The organism is Gemmobacter sp. LW-1 (genome assembly GCF_001303875.1).
Lineage (GTDB): Bacteria > Pseudomonadota > Alphaproteobacteria > Rhodobacterales > Rhodobacteraceae > Gemmobacter > Gemmobacter caeni.
The window spans coordinates 106,032-122,868 of sequence record NZ_LJSC01000063.1; the positions used below are offsets into that span (position 1 = coordinate 106,032).

Annotated in this window: 17 protein-coding genes; 6 read left to right on the forward strand and 11 right to left on the reverse strand. The window is 66.3% G+C overall.

From position 1 onward, the window contains the following. Positions 1–52 precede the first annotated feature (52 nt). The 4 genes from AO684_RS20590 (at position 53) to AO684_RS20605 (ending at position 4,658) form a co-directional block, all read left to right on the forward strand. Entirely contained in the window at positions 53–1,567 is a 1,515-nt protein-coding gene (locus AO684_RS20590) for a di-heme oxidoredictase family protein (protein WP_054304615.1), read from the forward strand. Next, entirely contained in the window at positions 1,567–2,526 is a 960-nt protein-coding gene (locus tag AO684_RS20595; RefSeq protein WP_108130199.1) for an imelysin family protein, read from the forward strand. The genes AO684_RS20590 and AO684_RS20595 overlap by 1 nt, the downstream gene beginning before the upstream one ends. Positions 2,527–2,530: 4 nt before the next feature. Continuing rightward, entirely contained in the window at positions 2,531–3,601 is a 1,071-nt protein-coding gene (locus AO684_RS20600; protein WP_054304616.1) for a DUF1513 domain-containing protein, read from the forward strand. An 88-nt stretch (positions 3,602–3,689) separates the two neighbouring features. Further along, positions 3,690–4,658 carry a type I glyceraldehyde-3-phosphate dehydrogenase gene (locus AO684_RS20605; RefSeq protein WP_054304617.1) on the forward strand — a complete coding sequence of 323 codons (969 nt, stop codon included), beginning with the start codon at positions 3,690–3,692 and terminating at the stop codon, positions 4,656–4,658. A gap of 72 nt (positions 4,659–4,730) precedes the next feature. On the opposite strand, the gene AO684_RS20610 is transcribed toward AO684_RS20605, so the two are convergent. The 6 genes from AO684_RS20610 to puuE all read right to left on the reverse strand — a co-directional run bounded on the left by AO684_RS20610 (position 4,731) and on the right by puuE (position 11,445). After that, positions 4,731–6,044, reverse strand: coding sequence for an aspartate aminotransferase family protein (locus tag AO684_RS20610; protein ID WP_054304618.1), 1,314 nt, complete (start codon positions 6,042–6,044; stop codon positions 4,731–4,733). A gap of 10 nt (positions 6,045–6,054) precedes the next feature. Beyond that, positions 6,055–7,071: a phosphotransferase gene (locus tag AO684_RS20615; RefSeq protein WP_235451332.1), complete on the reverse strand. Its 1,017-nt coding sequence runs from the start codon at positions 7,069–7,071 to the stop codon at positions 6,055–6,057. A 49-nt stretch (positions 7,072–7,120) separates the two neighbouring features. Then, the gene (locus AO684_RS20620; protein ID WP_054304619.1) at positions 7,121–8,602 is read right to left on the reverse strand and encodes a nucleobase:cation symporter-2 family protein; all 1,482 of its coding nucleotides are present in this window, start codon (positions 8,600–8,602) and stop codon (positions 7,121–7,123) included. Between the two features lie 81 nt (positions 8,603–8,683). Then, entirely contained in the window at positions 8,684–9,175 is a 492-nt protein-coding gene (locus AO684_RS20625) for an ureidoglycolate lyase (protein WP_054304620.1), read from the reverse strand. A gap of 21 nt (positions 9,176–9,196) precedes the next feature. After that, positions 9,197–10,033 carry a bifunctional allantoicase/(S)-ureidoglycine aminohydrolase gene (locus AO684_RS20630; RefSeq protein WP_054304621.1) on the reverse strand — a complete coding sequence of 279 codons (837 nt, stop codon included), beginning with the start codon at positions 10,031–10,033 and terminating at the stop codon, positions 9,197–9,199. Beyond that, the gene (puuE, locus tag AO684_RS20635; protein ID WP_054304622.1) at positions 10,030–11,445 is read right to left on the reverse strand and encodes an allantoinase PuuE; all 1,416 of its coding nucleotides are present in this window, start codon (positions 11,443–11,445) and stop codon (positions 10,030–10,032) included. The genes AO684_RS20630 and puuE overlap by 4 nt, the downstream gene beginning before the upstream one ends. A 158-nt stretch (positions 11,446–11,603) precedes the next feature. Between puuE and uraH the strand changes: the two genes are divergently transcribed. Further along, on the forward strand, positions 11,604–11,963 hold the full coding sequence (gene uraH, locus AO684_RS20640) for a hydroxyisourate hydrolase (RefSeq protein WP_054304623.1): 360 nt from the start codon (positions 11,604–11,606) through the stop codon (positions 11,961–11,963). On the opposite strand, the gene AO684_RS20645 is transcribed toward uraH, so the two are convergent. Genes AO684_RS20645 through AO684_RS20660 form a run of 4 tightly spaced genes read right to left on the reverse strand, consistent with a single transcriptional unit; the run spans position 11,960 to position 15,320 of the window. Beyond that, positions 11,960–12,643 carry a hypothetical protein gene (locus tag AO684_RS20645; RefSeq protein WP_054304624.1) on the reverse strand — a complete coding sequence of 228 codons (684 nt, stop codon included), beginning with the start codon at positions 12,641–12,643 and terminating at the stop codon, positions 11,960–11,962. The genes uraH and AO684_RS20645 overlap by 4 nt on opposite strands. Then, a complete protein-coding gene (locus AO684_RS20650; protein ID WP_054304625.1) occupies positions 12,640–13,410 on the reverse strand; it encodes a metallophosphoesterase in 771 nt (256 codons plus the stop codon). Before AO684_RS20650 ends, AO684_RS20645 begins: the two co-directional genes overlap by 4 nt. Next, positions 13,407–14,324, reverse strand: coding sequence for a diacylglycerol kinase family protein (locus AO684_RS20655; protein ID WP_054304626.1), 918 nt, complete (start codon positions 14,322–14,324; stop codon positions 13,407–13,409). The genes AO684_RS20650 and AO684_RS20655 overlap by 4 nt, the downstream gene beginning before the upstream one ends. Positions 14,325–14,381: 57 nt before the next feature. Next, positions 14,382–15,320, reverse strand: coding sequence for a LysR family transcriptional regulator (locus AO684_RS20660; RefSeq protein WP_054304627.1), 939 nt, complete (start codon positions 15,318–15,320; stop codon positions 14,382–14,384). A 111-nt stretch (positions 15,321–15,431) separates the two neighbouring features. Here AO684_RS20660 and AO684_RS20665 point away from each other — a divergent pair, with 111 nt between their 5' ends. Next, on the forward strand, positions 15,432–16,667 hold the full coding sequence (locus AO684_RS20665) for a urate hydroxylase PuuD (RefSeq protein ID WP_054304628.1): 1,236 nt from the start codon (positions 15,432–15,434) through the stop codon (positions 16,665–16,667). On the opposite strand, the gene AO684_RS21940 is transcribed toward AO684_RS20665, so the two are convergent. Continuing rightward, positions 16,613–16,837: hypothetical protein (locus AO684_RS21940; RefSeq protein ID WP_161806035.1), on the reverse strand; the 225-nt coding region annotated here is incomplete at its 5' end. The two genes, AO684_RS20665 and AO684_RS21940, sit on opposite strands and share 55 nt — an antisense overlap.

A 16,837-nucleotide genomic window follows, 5' to 3' on the forward strand; every position in this document is an offset into this window, starting at 1 on the left:
AAAAACTCCCGATAAAAAAACTCGGGATACGCCCTGACGCATCGGCACTCACATGACTTACCGCCTCGCCTGTACGGCTGCGCTTCTGCTTGCAGCCCCCGCCATGGCCCAGACGCTTGACGACCGGCACCTGCCCGTCCTCCCCCGCACCAAGGCCGAAACCGCCCGCATCGCCCGCGTGCTTGCGCCCCCTACCGATTTCAGTGCGCCTGAGAAGTTCGAGGCGAAACCCGGCGGCGCCGCGACCACCCGCGCCATCGCCACCGCCGATGCCTTTTCGCAAAGCTCGGAAAACATGCCCTTCGCCCGCGAAATGGATTTCAAATTGGGCAACGGGCTGTTCCGCAAGACCTGGGTCGCGGCGCCTTCCTCGACCAAGGCCAGCGACGGGCTGGGGCCCTTCTACAATGCCCGCGCCTGTCAGGATTGCCATATCAAGGACGGGCGTGGCCATACGCCCGAGGGCGCGGACGAGCCGCGGGTGTCGATCTTCCTGCGGCTCTCGGTGCCCGGCGGCAATCCGGTGCCCGAGATAGCCGATTACATCGCCACAAGCCCCGAACCGACCTATGGCGGCCAGTTGCAGGACTTCGCAGCCCCCGGCCTGACACCCGAAGGACGCATGGGCATCGACTGGCGCGAAGAGCCGGTGACGCTGGCCGATGGCACCGTGGTTTCCCTGCGCCACCCGACCTATCGGTTCGAGGCCCCCGCCAACGGCCCGCTGGCCCCGGACATCCAGCTTTCACCGCGCGTGGCGCCGCAGATGATTGGCCTCGGTCTGCTGGAGGCGATTCCGGCGGCTGACATCCTTGCACATGCCGACCCAGAGGATGCTGATGGCGATGGCATCTCGGGCCGCCCGAATATCGTGATGAGTGCGGAATATGGCGTACCGATGCTGGGCCGTTTTGGCCACAAGGCCGGTGCGCCGACGATCAAGGAACAAAGCGCAGGCGCCTTCGCGGGGGACATGGGGCTTTCTACCCCGCTGCATCCCGATCCCTGGGGGGATTGCACCGCCGCGCAGACCGCCTGCCGCACGGCGCCGCACGGGCAGGAACCCGACATCCGTGACGGGCTGGAGGTTGATGCGCAAAGCCTTGATCTGGTCATCTTCTATTCCCGCAACCTCGCCGTGCCGGAACGGCGCGGGCTGGATGATCCGCAAGTCCTGCGCGGGAAAGAAATCTTCCATCAGGCACAATGCGCCGCCTGCCATGTGCCGAAATTCGTCACCAACCGGCTGAAGGACCAGCCGGAACAAAGCTTCCAGCTGATCTGGCCCTTCACGGACCTGTTGCTGCATGACATGGGCGAGGGTCTGGCCGACAACCGCCCCGAAGGCCGTGCTACCGGCCGCGAATGGCGCACCGCCCCCCTGTGGGGCATCGGTCTGACCGAACAGGTTTCCGGCCACAGCCAGTTCCTGCATGATGGCCGCGCGCGCACGATACTGGAGGCCATCCTCTGGCACGGCGGCGAAGCCGAAGCTGCCCGTGACATGGTTGTCAACCTTCCCACCGGGGACCGCGAGGCCCTCATCGCCTATCTGGAGAGCCTGTGATGATCCGTCTCTGCCTGTCTGCCCTGCTGCTGACCACCGCCCTGCCCGCCCATGCCGATGTGGCCGAGGCGGTGAAGAAACACGCTCTGCCCGGCTATGCCCGTTTCGCGGAAAAGACCGCCGCCCTCGCCGCACTGGACACTTGCGAGACCGAGCCGTTGCAGGCCGCCTGGAACGAGGCTTTCGATGCCTGGCTGGGCGTCGCCCATCTGCGGCTGGGTCCGGTCGAGGAAGATGGCCGCGTGCTGGCCATCGCCTTCTGGCCCGATCCGAAGGGGCTGGGCCAGAAACAGCAGCGCGCCTTGCTGGAAGCGGCTGACACTGCTGCGCTGACACCGGATCGGATGGCCGAACAATCGGTGGCGGCGCGGGGTTTCTTCGCACTCGAACGGCTGCTCTGGCCCACCGAGCCGCCGCAGGGCGATTACGCTTGCGCCCTGACCCATGCCACAGCAAAGGATCTGGCGCGGATGGCGGCGGAAATCGACGGCGAATGGAAAAAGGGCTTTGCCGAAACGCTGATCAACCCCCGCCCCGATGGCCGCTACCTGAACCGCAGCGAAACCCGGCAGGCGCTGTTCACCGCGCTGGTTACCGGGATCGAGTTCAACGCAGACAGCCGGGTGGGTCGCCCGCTGGGCACGCTGGACCGCCCGCGCCCCGAACGCGCCGAAGCGCGACTTTCCGGCCGCAGCCTGCGTGACATCACCCTCTCGCTGGAGGCGCTGCGCGGGCTGGCCCATCAACTGCATGATCCGCTGCCGCAGACCGATGCCGCTTTCGACCGCGCGCTGAAACAGGCCGAAAAGGTCGATCTGGCCCGGCTGGACGACTCCGGCATGTGGCTGAAAGCCCAGATCCTGCAACAGAACATCAAGGCCATTGCAGAAACCGCTGTCATCGAACTCGCCCCCGCGCTGGGGTCGTCGGTCGGTTTCAACTCGGCCGACGGGGATTGATCCGATGCAACGCCGCGCTTTCCTTGCGACCCTCGCCGCCGCAGCCGCCACGCCCCGGCTCAGCTGGGCCGATGCCGGAAGCCCCGCCTATCTGGCTGCCGCGCGCCTGCCCGATGGCAGCTATGCGCTGCATGGGTTGACCGTGGCGGGTGAAAGCCTGTTCGGCCTGCCGATGCCCGCGCGCGGCCATGCCGCCACCGCCCATCCCGAACGCCCGCTAGCCGTGGCTTTCGCCCGCCGCCCTGGCACCTTCGCGCTGGTGATCGACTGCGCCCGCGGGATCGAGACCGCGCGGCTGACCCCGCCGGAGGGTCGGCAGTTCAACGGCCATGGCACGTTTTCCGCCGATGGCGCGGTGCTTTACACCTCGGAGGTCATCGCCGAAGGCTCCGAAGGGCGGATCGGCCTGTGGGACAGCGATACCTGGCAGCGCATCGGCGAGATGCCGACCCACGGCATCGGCCCGCATGACATCCGCCGCCTGCCGATGTCGGACGATCTGCTGGTCGCCAATGGCGGCATCCAGACCGACCCGACCGACCGCACCAAGCTGAACACCGATACGATGCGGCCAAACCTTGCCCGTATCGCGCCGGACGGCACACTGGTGGCAAAGGCGGAACTGCCCGAAGGTCTGCACCAGAACTCCACCCGTCATCTGGCACTGCTGCCCGATGGCCGCGCCGCCTGCGCGATGCAATGGGAAGGCGACAGCGCCGAAACGCCGCCCCTTCTGGCGCTGTGGCAGGCGGGCGCGCTGGCGGCCTGTCCGGTGCCCGAGACCGAGGCACTGACCATGCAGAACTACGCAGGGTCCATCGCGCATAGCCCCGAGACGGGCGAGATCGCCCTCACCTCGCCGCGCGGCGGGGCGGTGCAGGTCTTTGCTGCCGACGGCAGCTTCAGGGCCAGCTTCCGCCGTGCCGATGCCTGCGGCATCGCTGCCGGGCCGGGCGGGTTTGTGGTGACGGATGGTAATGGCGCTGTGCTGGCCCTGACGGGTTCGGGCCTGCGCCCGCTGGCCAGTCATACCCTGAACTGGGACAACCATCTCATCGCGCTGGAGCGGGCCTGACAGGAACCGGGGGATATGATCAAATCCCCCCCTTGCATCCCGACCCGCCGCATGCTCATCCTCGGCCCGCAACAGGCGGGAGGCGCGGATGCGAGTCTTCATCAACGGCTTTGGCCGGATCGGGCGGTCGGTGCTGCGCGCCTGGGCAAAGGGCGCTGGCTCAGGGATCGAGATTATCGGGATCAATGACATCGCCGCGCCCGAAATGTGCGCCTACCTCTTTGAATTTGACAGTGTCTTCGGCCCATATCCCGGCCATGTGGCGCTGGAGCCCGGCGCGCTGGTAATCGACGGGCGCGCGATTCCGCTGCACCGCACGCCAGACATTTCCAGCCTCGATCTGTCCGGCGCCGATCTGGTGATGGAATGCACCGGCCGCGCCGACAATCGCGAGGTGGCGGAGCGCGGGTTGAAAGCCGGCGCGCGGCGGGTATTGATTTCCGGCCCCTCGAAAGCCGCCGACCTGACGCTGGTTCTGGGCGCCAATGACGCGGCGCTGGCGGATCAGGCAATTGTGTCGAACGCCTCCTGCACCACCAATGCGCTGGCGCCGCTGGCGCGGCTGATCCATGCGCATTGGGGCATCGTCACCGGGTCAATGACCACCATCCACTGCTATACCGGTAGCCAGCCCACGGTGGACGCGCCCGCCGCCGATTTCGCGCGGTCGCGCGCGGCGGCGCTGAGCATGGTGCCCACCACGACATCCGCGCAACGGCTGGTTGATCTGGTGCTGCCCGATCTGGCGGGACGGCTGGAAGGCTCGGCCGTGCGGGTGCCGACGGCCAGCGTTTCGGCGGTGGATCTGTGCGTGATGACCGAACGCCCCGCGACTGTGGAGGCGGTGAATGCGGCCTTCCGCGAAGCAGGCGGCGTGATCGGGGCGACCGACCGGCCGCTGGTGTCCACCGATCTGCGGGCGCGGGCGGAAAGCATTGTCATGGCCTGCCCGGAAACCCGCGTCACGCGCGGCGGGATGCTGCGGGTCTTTGGCTGGTATGACAATGAATGGGGCTTTTCAAACCGGATGCTGGATGTCGCGCGGCTGATGGGCTGACGGCGCGCGGGCGGAGGGTGCGGACCGGGGCGCTGCCCCGGACCCGGAGTATTTTGGCAAGAAGCAATTGGGTCAGCCGGCGCGGCCCAGCACGCGGTCCATCTTTTCTAGGAAAAAGGCCACGTTTTCGGGGCTGAAGGTCAGCGGCGGGCGGATCTTCAGCACATGGCCTTGCGGGCCGGTGGCCGAGATCAGCACGCCCTCGTCACGCAAGCCATTGACGATGCGGGCGGCGCGGGTCGCATCGGGGGCGCCGTCGGCTACGATGTCGAGGCCGAGGAACAGACCCGCCGCACGCAACTCGCCCAGGGCCGCGTGATCTTTGGTGAGGCCGCGCAGCCCATCGGCGAACAGGGCGCCGGTGGTGCAGGCGTTGGCGATGAGGCCTTCATCCTCGATCACGTCCAGCACGGCACTGGCCACGGCGGCCGCCACGGCATTGCCGCCGAAAGTGTTGAAATAGCGGGCATGTCCGGCAAATTCGGCCACCACCTCGGGGCGGACGGCAAGGCCCGCGACGGGGTAGCCATTGCCCATCGGCTTGCCCATCGACACCATGTCAGGCACCACGCCATGCCGGGCAAAGCCCCACATCCCGGTGCCGGTGCGGCCAAAGCCGGGTTGCACCTCGTCGGCGATGAACAGGCCACCGGCGGCGCGGATCGCCTCGATGGCCGGAGCAAGACTGCCGGGCGGGTCGGCGAAAATGCCGTCGGAGGAAAAGATGGTGTCGACGATCAGCGCTGCGGGACGGATGCCGTGCCGTGCGAGGTCGGCGATAGCTGTCTGGACGGCCTGCGCGAAGCCCGCGCCGACGTCAGGGCCAAGGCGGCGCGGATCGGGCGGCGGCACCACGCGGACATGGGCGCCCAACGGCACCCCCGCCCCCAGCGAGGGCGAGAATTCGGCCACATTCTGCGTCACGCCATGATAGGCGTTCTCGGTGACGATGATGCCGGTGCCGCCGGTATGTGCCCGCGCAATGCGCAGCGCGAGGTCATTGGCCTCCGACCCGGTGCAGGTGAACATCATATGGCCCAGCGCCGCGGGCATGGTGGCCAGCAGGCGTTCGGCAAGGGTCAGCACGGTGTCGTGCAGGTATCGGGTGTGGCTGGCGAAAAGCGCCGCCTGATCGGCCATGGCGGCCACGATGCGCGGATGGCAATGACCGCAGGAGGCGACATTGTTGTAGGTATCCAGATACTTGCGGCCCTGCGCATCGTGCAGCCAGACGCCCTCGCCCCGCACCAGATGCAGCGGGTGTTCGTAGAACAGCCGATAAGCCGGGCCAAGCGCCGCCTGACGGCGTGCCACCAGCGCGGCTTCCTCGGGCGGCAGGTCGACCGCACCGGGGCGGAAGGCGTTGGGCATGGTCTCGCGGGTCATTCTGGCCTCGTCAGTCAGGGCACGGCAGGGCCAGAAGGCCCGCCCGCGCGCCGGGGAAATTGCGCAGGATATAGGGGGCATTGCCGGGCTGCCGCGCGGCGCGGTGGCTGGTGATGGCCAGCGTCGTGACCATGCGGATCGCGGTCAGGTCGCGCAGCAGGTCAACTTCGTCAGGCAGAAGCGGCAGGATGGCGGACCAGCCTTCGGCCACTTGCGCGAGCGAGGCTTCGGCCTCGTCGGGGTTGAGCTGATAGGCCGCCGCCACCGCCAGATCGCAGATGCGCGGGGTAAAAACCATATCACCGAAATCCAGCACGCCAGAAATACGGGCGGGATCGTCCGGCGCGGTCAGCACGTTATGCGGGTTCAGGTCGGCATGCACCACCTGCCACGGCAGACAAGGCAGGCGCGGCGCGACATGCGTATCAAAACGGTCGAGCCAGCGGGTGCAAAGCGCGCGCAGACCGGCATCGGCGATGGCTGGCAACAGCGGGCGCAGGCGGCTGGCGTGTTTGATGTCCCATTGCAGCACATGCCGGGCAGCGGGGTGGTCAAAACCTTCCAGCGCGCGGGTCAGGCGCGCGGCCATGGTGCCCATCCCCCGCCGCAGCGCGGCCGAAGGGGGCGCGCGCTGCATCGGCACACCCTCGACCCAGGAGAGCAGCCGCATCCGGTTGCCCCCCGCCAGCAGCACACTCGCCGCTCCATCGTGCGCGCGGATCGCACGCGGTACCGGCAGGCCGGGATCGCGCGCGGCGATATGGTCGAGCGCGAGGGTCTGAAATTCGGTGACACCCGCATCCTCGGCCGCGTTCACCACCTTCAGCACGAAATCGCCCAGCCCCGTGCGGAGGCGGAAGTTCAGATCACGCTCCGATGTCAGCGGCTCAAGCCTGCCGTCAATCCCCCAATGTGCGGCAACTGCCGCAAGACACTCCGCCTCGGTCAGGGCCGGGGGGGGCACATTCAGGATCGGGCCAAGCGGATCGTCGGGGGCGGGCATCTGCGTCATGGCGCTACGGAACATGAAAACGCCCCCGGCGGCAAGGCCGGGGGCGACAGGCGCATGTCGGCGATCAGTGATCGGCCATGCTGGCAGCGACCTTCGCCTCCTCGGCACTGCCCGAGGCGCCGTTGAAGAAGGCATTCAGCGCCACGGCAGCGATGGAGGCCAGAAGGATGCCGCTTTCGATCAGCGGATGCAGGCCGTGCGGCATCCATTGCTTGAAGTTCGGCGCCACCAGCGGGATCATCCCGAAGCCGAGGCTGACCGCCACCACGAACAGGTTGTTGCGGTTGGTGGTGAAGTTGACACCCGCAAGGATGCGCACGCCGGTCGCGGCCACCATGCCGAACATCACGAGACCCGCGCCGCCCAGCACCATGGTGGGGATCGATTCGACCAGCGCCCCCATTTTCGGCAGCAAGCCCAGCACGATCAGGATGATCCCACCCGCGACGCAGACAAAACGGCTCTTGATCCCCGTCACACCGACGAGGCCGACATTCTGGCTGAACGAGGTATAGGGGAAGGTGTTGAAGATGCCGCCGATCAGCGTGCCCAGACCATCGGTGCGAAGGCCCGCGGCCAGCGCCTTCTGCTCGACCCGCCGCCCGGTCATATCGCCCAGCGCAAGGAACATGCCGGTGGATTCGATCATCACCACGATCATCACCAGCACCATGGTCAGGATCATCACCGGATCAAAGCTCGGCATGCCGAAATGGAAGGGCGTGATGAAAGCAAAGACATCAGCCTTCGCCACCTTGTCGAAATTCATCGCGCCAATGGCAATGGCAAGCACGCAGCCAATCACGATGCCCAGCAGGACCGAGATATTGGCGATGAACCCCTTGGCAAACCGCGCGATCATCAGGATCGAGAGCAGCACCACGGCGGAAACGGCGATATTGCCCAAGGGCGCATAGGCCGGGTTCTGCATGCTGGGGGCAGCGGCCAGTTTCTCGGGCATCGGCGGCAGGCCTGCGGCGGCGGCCCCGTCCTTCATCGCGGCCAGCCATTCGGCATGGGCCGGATCAACGATGGAAGGCGCGGTCGGCCCGAACGGGTTGCCGAAGATCCAGTTGATGCCGATCCGCATCAGGCTGACCCCGATCACCAGGATGATCGTCCCCGTCACCACCGGCGGGAAGAAGCGCAGCATCTTCGACACCAGGGGGGCGATCAGCATCGAGATCACCCCCGCCGCCATGATGGCCCCGAAGATCGCCCGCGCGCCTTCGGGGCCGGGATTGGCATTGGCCATGGCGACCATCGGGCCGACAGCGGCAAAGGTCACGCCCATCATCACCGGCAGCCTGATGCCGAACCACTGGGTCGCGCCAAGGCTCTGGATCAGGGTGGCGATGCCGCAGACAAACAGATCGGCCGAGATGAGGAAGGCCACATCGGCAGGGTCGAGTTTCAGCGCGCGGCCGATGATCAGCGGCACGGCCACGGCCCCGGCATACATCACCAGCACATGCTGGAAGCCGAGGCCGAGGAGTTTCGGGGCCGGCAGGATTTCATCCACCGGATGCGGAGTTGAGGAGGCCATTCTGTCCCTTTCCTGCGGGGGAGTTGTTTTTCGCGCCGTCTCCGCGCCTCCCCCGGGGGTCGCGGTCCGGTTAGGCCCCGCTTATGGCGCAGGGTGGATCATGTAAGGCTCGGGGAACCAGTGTTCCTGAAGGTTGGGTGTTGTGCCAATCCGGTCAACCACGGCGAAAAGGCCGGGTTCGTGCAGCGGGGTCAGCACCCCGTGCCAGGTGCCGCGATGCAGGTTGATCGCCTGTGTCCCGTCGGTGACGAAAGCACGCGGGCGACCGGGGTGGCCGCCTTCGTCCGGGGCCACGATCACGAGGAAGGGATCGGCGCTCATCGGGATGAAGGCCTGACTGCCCTCCGGGTGACGCTCCACCATATCAAGCGTATAGGGAAAGGCGCGCGGCACCGCCTTGAAGATCGACAGGCCCGCCCGGGCCTCCGGGCCGAAATCCAGCCGCGCGCGGTCGTGATACCGGCTACAGAAGCCCTGATTGATGATCCGGTCCGGCGCACCGCTGGCAGACAGCACATCGCCAAAGGGGGCGAAGGCCTCGGGGGTCAGCGGTTCGGTGAGGATCTGCAACATGGTCGGTCTTTCGTGGAGGTGTTAGCGGCCGAAGGCACCGGGGCCGCGCAGCTTGGCGTGCCGGTTGACATCCTTGTACAGCAGATAGCGGAACGGCCCCGGCCCGGCGGCGTAACAGGCCTGCGGGCAGTAGGCACGCAGCCACATGAAATCGCCCGCCTCGACCTCCACCCAGTCGCGGTTCAGCTTGTAGACCGCCTTGCCCTCCAGCACATAAAGCCCGTGTTCCATCACATGCGTCTCTTCAAACGGGATCAGCCCGCCGGGCTGGAAGGTAACGATGTTGACATGCGCATCGTGGCGCACATCGGCTGGATCGACGAAACGGGTGGTGGCCCAGCGTCCTTCGGTATCGGGCATCGGGACCGGGGCGAGGTCGCGTTCATTGATCACGATGGCTTCGGGCACGGCGACGCCCGGCGCCGGTTCGTAAAGCTTGCGCAGCCAGTGGAAGCGTGCCGGTGCGCCACCTTCGGCCAGCAGGGTCCAGCGGGCGCCGGGCGGGATATAGGCGTAGGAACCGGCCTCCATCTCATGCCCCTCGCCGCCGATGGTCAGGGTCGCCAGACCGCCGGTGAAGAACAGCCAGTGTTCCGCGCCGCTTTCCGGGTCGGGCGCGTCAGAGCCGCCTCCGGCCGCGACCTCCATCACATATTGGCTGAAGGTTTCCGAAAAGCCGGTCATCGGCCGCGCGATCAGCCAGAGCCGGGTCTTGCTCCAGCCCGGCAGATAGCTGGTCACGATGTCGGAAAAACAACCCTTTGGGATGAAGGCATAGGCCTCGGTGAAAACCGCGCGCTGGGTCATCAGCGCGGTTTGCGGCGGCAGGCCGCCGGGCGGTGCGTAATAGCCGGTCATGGCAGGATGTCCTTCAGCCGCAGTTCGGCGATGCGTTCCACCTGTTTGCAGGCGGTCGCGAATTCGGTCTCGGTGTCATTGGCGATGCGGGCGCGGAAGGCGGCGAGGATGCTGGCTTTCGTGTTGTCACGCACGGCGATGATGAAGGGGAAACCGTGCTTTGCGGTATATTCCGCATTCAGCGCCTCGAAATTCGCTCGTTCCGCATCGGTCAGTGCATCCAGCGCGGCGCTGGCCTGTTCGGCGGTGCTTTCCTCGGTCAGCCGTTTCGCCTGCGCCAGCTTGCCCGCCAGATCAGGGTGGGCGTGCAGCACGCCCATGCGTTCGGCGGCCGTAGCGCTGCGGAACATCCGCGCCAGCGCATTGTGCAGGCCCGCCGCACTGTCATGGGCGGGGCCGAGTTCCAGATCATACGCCCGCTCCGCGATCCAGGGCGAATGTTCGAAGATCGACCCGAAACGCGCAACGAAACGCGCGCGGTCCATCTGCGAAGGCCGTTCGAACCGCTTGTGGGGATGGGTCTTGCGCCAGTGATCGGCAATGTCGATACGGCGCGGGAACCAGACGCCCTCATGCGATTGCGCGTAATCAAGGAAGCGCATCAGACCGGCAATCTTGCCCGGACGCCCGATCAGCCGGCAATGCAGCCCGATCGAGAACATCTTGGCCGCCCCCGCCTGCCCTTCGGCATAAAGCACGTCGAAACTGTCTTTCAGATACTGAAAGAACTGCTCGCCGGTGATATAGCCGGGCGCTGTGGCGAAACGCATGTCATTCGCCTCCAGCGTATAGGGGATGACCAGCTGGTCGCGGTCGCCCGCTTCCAACCAGTAGGGCAGATCATCGTCGTAGGTGTCGGATATCCAGTCCAGCCCCTGTTCGGCGGTCAGCCGCACCGTGTTCAGCGAACAGCGTCCGGTATACCAGCCGGTCGGGCGGCTGCCCGTCACCTCGGTATGCAGGCGGATCGCCTCGGCGATCTGCCGACGCTCCTCGTCTTCGGGCATGTCGCGGTGCTCGACCCATTTCAGGCCATGGCTGGCGATCTCCCATCCAGCCGCCTGCATCGCCGCCACCTGTTCCGGCGCACGCGCCAGCGCGGTGGCGACGCCATAGATGGTGACGGGGATGTCCCGCCCGGTGAACAGCCGGTGCAGCCGCCAGAACCCGGCGCGGGCGCCGTAATCGTAGATCGATTCCATGTTCCAGTGCCGCTGCCCCGGCCAGGGCTGGGCCCCTGCGATGTCGGACAGGAAGGCCTCGGATTGCGCATCGCCATGCAACAGGCAGTTCTCGCCGCCCTCTTCATAGTTCAGCACGATGGAAACGGCGATTTTCGCGCCGCCCGGCCATTGCGCATCGGGGGGCGTCGGGCCGTGGCCACGGAAATCGCGCGGGTATCGGGGTGCCATACTTCTTCCCTCTGGTATTCTGGTGCCAGATTAGGCTTGGATCGCCGAAGATTTTTTCAAAAAATCTGCGAAAGACCTTTCCGGCAAGTCCGGTGTCGCATTGCGTGGCGAAGCAGGGCAGGATTGGCGCAGGAATGACCAGCGAAAAGAGGCAGGGAATGAGCGGCGGACGCCTGACAACGCATGTTCTGGACACGGCGCGCGGCAAGCCCGCGGCGGGGGTGCGGATTGCGCTTTACCGTATCTCGGGCCAGAGCCACCGCAAGATTGCCGAGGTGGTCACCAATGCCGACGGGCGCACTGATCAGCCGATGCTGGCGGGCGATGCCCTGAAGGAGGGCAGCTATGAGCTGGTATTCTTCGCAGGCGACTATCTGCGCGCCAGCGGTCAGGCGGGGGAAGGCGTGCTGTTTCTGGATGAAATCCCGATCCGCTTTGGCATTCCCGATGCCGGGCAGCACTACCATGTGCCTCTGCTGATCTCGCCCTTCGCCTATTCGACTTACCGGGGCAGCTAAGCCTTCGCACGAAGCCGCCCGCCCGCCGAAGTGGCGATGCGCACAAGGCGGCGGCGGTCGCCTGCAACGGCCGCTTCGATCAGCCCTCGCATTACGCCGCGCGCACGCAGATACGGGGCGAGGCTGCTGTGCCCCTGATCCGCGAACAGGAACTGGTCGATTCCCGGTTGCTGCGGGAAGGCCAGTGCCTGCGTTGCATCGTCCTGCATGCCATGGAACAGACATGCCCAGCCTTGCAGCGGGGCGCAGACGGGCCGGAAGGCCGGGATGCGGCTGGTCCAGTCGCGCCAGCGGGTTTCACCGGGCATAACCGCAGGATCGACACTGAACTGCGGCGAGAACGCGAGGGTGGCGTCGATCCGCAGCACGTCAGAGGCCGCCAGCGCGCAGAAGCCGCCCATGGAAACGCCCAGGCTGACGATACGATTGACCGGCTGACGCGCCCGCACGGCCGCCAGCGCCGCTACAAGGCCGGGGGCGAAATCTGCGCCGCTGGCCCAGCTTCGGCCTTCGTCCATCACGAACAGGGCGGGGAAGCCTGCCGTGCTGCGCATGAACTCGGGCGAGGGCATGCGCGTCACATCATGGCCGATGCTGGCAAAGGCGATGACCAGCGCCTCGCCCTGCCCCGGTCTGTGGGCGATGCGGAAACCGCCGCGCTCCCACAGCGGCTCCATCATGGCGGGGCCAGCGCGAAACGGCGACTGCCGGTTTCGCTGTAATGGCCCGTTTCCTGCGCGACAAATGTGGTCACCTCGGCCTCGGCAGATGAAAGCACCAGCAGGTTGAAGGCGTTGCGTTCCGTCCGGGTGCGGGTCGACAGGCCGGTGCCTGCCTGCACAAACAGAAGACCCGGCGCCTTGGTGAACGGCCCGGCATGACTGACATGCACATGGCCCGACAGAACGATCTGCGCACCCAGTTCCGGCAGGCGGCGCAGGGCCTGATCGGCGCCCTGCATCAGCCATTCCTTTTCGCCCGGCAGATGCTCCAGCGGGTGATGCATCACCACGACGCGCGCGCGCGGGCCTGCATCGGCAAAGCTGCGTGCCAGATGATCCAGCTGCGCGCCCGTGATGCGGCCCTGTTTCCACGCCAGCGGATTGGCGGTGTTGATCCCCGCCACCACGGCACCCGGACCGCTCCAGACCGGCGCCAGATCCGTGGTGATCGCCCGGCGATAGCGGCGCCAGGGATGAGCCAGCCGCTCCCACAGGTTCCACAAGGGGGTGTCGTGATTGCCGGGCACCGTCAGCACCGGACAGCCGAACTCCGCGATCAGCGCCGCCGCCTCGGCGAATTGCGCAGGCGTCGCGCGCTGGGTCAGATCGCCGGAAATCGCCACCAGATCAGGCCGCAGCCGCGCCACCGATTCGCGCAGCCGCGCGATCAGGCCCGGCGTCACCGTGCCAAAATGCAGGTCGGACAGATGCAGCAGTCGCGTCATGCCTCGACCCGGTCAGCCGCATCCGGCACGATAATCGTCAGCGCGTCGGGCTGGATGCGGAAGGACAGCGGCACCCGCATCCGGGTCTTTTCACCATCGAAAGCCACACGGGGACGCGGGCGCTCTGTCACCACTTCCAGCGTCGCGGCGGTCATCAGGTCGATGTCCTGCCCGGCGCGCAACCGTCCCGTCGCCAGCCGCAGCGCCTGCCGCAGCAATTGCCAGCGCGTGCCGTCATGCAGGATATAGACGGCGAAACGGTCGTCGCTGATTGCCTTCTCGCCCTCCAGCCCGAACCGGCGCAACTGATAGGCAGAGCGCGCCACGAAAACCAGCGGCGTTACAAGCTCGTGGGTGATCCCATCCGCTGTCAGCCGCATGCGCATCGGTCGCTGGAAACGTACCAGCGTGCGCAGCACCGACCAGTGCGCCATCAGACGCGAGCGCCCCCAGCGGGCATAGATATCCTCCCGCTCCTGCAGGATGCTGGGGTAAAGCCCGACCGAGGCGTTGTTGAGAAACACCTGACCGTTCACGCTGCCCACCGCGATCTTGCGGCGGTGCCCGCGCAGGATGGCACGCGCGGCTTCGGCTGGTTCCTGCGGCAGGCCCAGACCGCGCGCGAAGTAGTTGAAGGTGCCCAGCGGCAGCACGCCAAGACTGACGGCGCTGCCGACCAGCGCATGAGCGACGCCCATTACCGTGCCATCGCCCCCGGCGGCCACAATGGTGGTAAAGCCATCCGCCACCGCGCGGTTCACAAAGGCCTCCAGATCGTCGCCCTTGTGCCAGCGCCGCAGTTCTGCCGCGCCCCCGAACACAGACATGGCCGCCTCGATGGCGGCCTTGTCGCGACTGTTGCGTCCCGACTTGGGATTTGCGACGACGCAGATCGTCGCGGGAGGGATCGTCATCTTTGCACCTTGGTCAACGTCTGGCCCCGATCTGCGCCGTCCGGGGACAATGCGCCATCAGCCATTCGGTTCCAGCACCAGCCCCTGCATCCGCGCCGCCATGTCAGCCTTGATCCGCGCCACAATGAAATCGACGAACAGCCGGATCTTCGGATCGCGGAAGCGGCGGTGCTGGCTGAGACAGGAAAGCTGCGTCGCCGTGGGCGGCGTCGCGGTGGCCACCGGCACAAGCCGCCCCTCGCGCAGATGTTCGGCCACCTCGAAGATCGGCTTCATCACGATGCCGCGCCCGTCCAGCGCCCAGCCGGTCAGCACATCGCCATCGTCACTTTCAAACGGGCCGGTGATTTCAAACCGGCGCGGGCCTTCTGGCGTTTGCAGGGTCCACTGGAACTCGCGCGCGCCCGGAAAGCGCAGGTTGAGGCAGTCGTGATGCCCCGCGACCAGCGCCGCCCCGTCGACCGGAATGCCACGCCGGGCGATATAGGCGGGTGCGGCGCACAGCACGCGCGGGCAATCCGCCACCAGCCGCACCTTCAGCGTGCTGTCTTCCAAAAGCCCAAGGTGAAAGGCCACGTCCAGCCCCTCGGCTGTGACATCGACATTCCTGTCCGACAGGCGCAGCCGCACGTCGATCTGCGGATACATGTCCTTGAAGGCAGGCACATGCGGCGCGATGAAGCGCCGCCCGATGCCCAGCGGCGCCGCCACGAAGATCGAGCCGCGCGGGTTCTGTGTCACATCGACCACCGCCGCCTCGGCCTCGTCGATCGCCTCCAGCACCTTGCGGGCGCCTTCATAGAAGATGCGGCCGTTCTCGGTCGGTTGCAGGCTGCGCGTGGTGCGGTTGAACAGCCGCACCCCCAGATGCTTTTCCAGTTCGGAAATCCGGGCCGATGCCACGGCGGGCGAGGTGCGCTGGTCGCGGGCCGCCGCGCTCATGCTGCCCAATTCATAGACACGCACGAACATCTTTATGTTGTTCACATAGGACATCGCGCCCGGCCCTCATTTTCTTCGCGCATTTGAAAGTGATCTGTCATTTGATGAATTAACCGAAAAGGTGTGCCCCGGTATACCTTTTTGAAAATCGCAAGGGGGCTGCCGATGTATGACTTCGCCGTCATCTGGGAATGGGTGGAATTTGCCGTCCGCTGGACACATGTGATCACGGCCATCGCCTGGATCGGGTCGAGCTTCTATTTCATCGCGCTGGACCTGGGCCTGCACCGCGACCGCAACCTTGCCTCGGGCGCGGATGGCGAGGAATGGCAGGTCCACGGTGGCGGCTTTTACCATATCCAGAAATACCTCGTGGCGCCTGCCGCCATGCCCTCGGACCTGATCTGGTTCAAATGGGAAAGCTACATGACCTGGCTTTCCGGCTTCACCATGCTCGTGCTGGTTTATTACCTTGGGGCCGAGTTCTATCTGGTCGACCCCAATGTGATGGAACTGCAAACTTGGCAGGCCATCGTCATTTCCATGGCCTCGCTCGCCTTCGGCTGGATCGCCTACAACACGCTGTGCAAGGTCTTCGTCAATGCCAACCAGACGGTGCTGATGGTGGCGCTGTTCGGGGTGCTGGTGGGGATGAGCCTGTTCTACACCCATGTCTTTTCCGGCCGCGCGGCGCTGCTGCACCTGGGCGCCTTCACCGCGACGATCATGTCGGCCAATGTGTTCTTCATCATCATGCCAAACCAGCGCATCGTGGTGGCGGATCTGCAAGCCGGACGCAAGCCGGACCCGAAATACGGCAAGATCGCCAAGCAGCGCAGCACGCACAACAATTACCTGACGCTGCCCGTGCTGTTCCTGATGCTGTCGAACCACTATCCGCTGGCCTTCGCCACGCCCTACAACTGGGCGATTGCCAGCCTTGTGTTCCTGATGGGCGTCACGATCCGGCACTGGTTCAACACCCAGCACGCCCGCAAGGGGGCGCCCTACTGGACCTGGGCCGCGACCGCGATCCTGATGCTGCTGATCGCCTGGCTGTCCTCGATCCGGCACGAGCCGGTGGAGGAGCAGGCCGCGCTCAAGGGGCAGGCGCTGGTCTATGCCAGCGCGCCGGGGTTCGAGGATGTGACCTCCATCGTCATGGGGCGCTGTTCGATGTGCCATGCCGAGGAACCGGCGTGGGAAGGGCTGCACTGGGCACCCAAGGGCGTGAAACTGGAAACGCCGGAGCAGATCGCGCATGAGGCGCGGCGCATCTATGTGCAGGCCGGGGTGACCCATGCGATGCCGCCCGCGAACCTCAGCTACATCGAGCCGCAGGAGCGTCAGGCCATCGTGCGCTGGTTCGAAGGCGCCGCCGCCTCGGGCACCGACAGCTGAGCGAAATGCGCCAGCAGCGCCGCCAGCGGGCGGCGCCCGGTCATCGCCACCGGATGAATGGCAACATAGGCCTGCCGCATCGGCAGCGCCGGGCCGGGGCAAAGCCGTAGGCCCCCCTGCGCCGGGACGATCCGGGCCGGGGGCGGCCTGCCACTGGTCCAATTCGTCCC

Excerpts from the sequence above, each read along its gene's own strand:
- AO684_RS20655 (WP_054304626.1), bottom strand. The coding sequence starts at position 14,324 with ATGACGATCCCTCCCGCGACGATCTGCGTCGTCGCAAATCCCAAGTCG.
- AO684_RS20595 (WP_108130199.1), top strand. The coding sequence starts at position 1,567 with ATGATCCGTCTCTGCCTGTCTGCCCTGCTGCTGACCACCGCCCTGCCC.
- AO684_RS20605 (WP_054304617.1), top strand. The coding sequence starts at position 3,690 with ATGCGAGTCTTCATCAACGGCTTTGGCCGGATCGGGCGGTCGGTGCTG.
- AO684_RS20630 (WP_054304621.1), bottom strand. The coding sequence starts at position 10,033 with ATGACCGGCTATTACGCACCGCCCGGCGGCCTGCCGCCGCAAACCGCG.
- AO684_RS20650 (WP_054304625.1), bottom strand. The coding sequence starts at position 13,410 with ATGACGCGACTGCTGCATCTGTCCGACCTGCATTTTGGCACGGTGACG.
- uraH (WP_054304623.1), top strand. The coding sequence starts at position 11,604 with ATGAGCGGCGGACGCCTGACAACGCATGTTCTGGACACGGCGCGCGGC.
- AO684_RS20590 (WP_054304615.1), top strand. The coding sequence starts at position 53 with ATGACTTACCGCCTCGCCTGTACGGCTGCGCTTCTGCTTGCAGCCCCC.
- AO684_RS20615 (WP_235451332.1), bottom strand. The coding sequence starts at position 7,071 with ATGTTCCGTAGCGCCATGACGCAGATGCCCGCCCCCGACGATCCGCTT.
- AO684_RS20660 (WP_054304627.1), bottom strand. The coding sequence starts at position 15,320 with ATGTCCTATGTGAACAACATAAAGATGTTCGTGCGTGTCTATGAATTG.
- AO684_RS20625 (WP_054304620.1), bottom strand. The coding sequence starts at position 9,175 with ATGTTGCAGATCCTCACCGAACCGCTGACCCCCGAGGCCTTCGCCCCC.
- puuE (WP_054304622.1), bottom strand. The coding sequence starts at position 11,445 with ATGGCACCCCGATACCCGCGCGATTTCCGTGGCCACGGCCCGACGCCC.
- AO684_RS20610 (WP_054304618.1), bottom strand. The coding sequence starts at position 6,044 with ATGACCCGCGAGACCATGCCCAACGCCTTCCGCCCCGGTGCGGTCGAC.
- AO684_RS20665 (WP_054304628.1), top strand. The coding sequence starts at position 15,432 with ATGTATGACTTCGCCGTCATCTGGGAATGGGTGGAATTTGCCGTCCGC.
- AO684_RS20600 (WP_054304616.1), top strand. The coding sequence starts at position 2,531 with ATGCAACGCCGCGCTTTCCTTGCGACCCTCGCCGCCGCAGCCGCCACG.
- AO684_RS20645 (WP_054304624.1), bottom strand. The coding sequence starts at position 12,643 with ATGATGGAGCCGCTGTGGGAGCGCGGCGGTTTCCGCATCGCCCACAGA.
- AO684_RS20620 (WP_054304619.1), bottom strand. The coding sequence starts at position 8,602 with ATGGCCTCCTCAACTCCGCATCCGGTGGATGAAATCCTGCCGGCCCCG.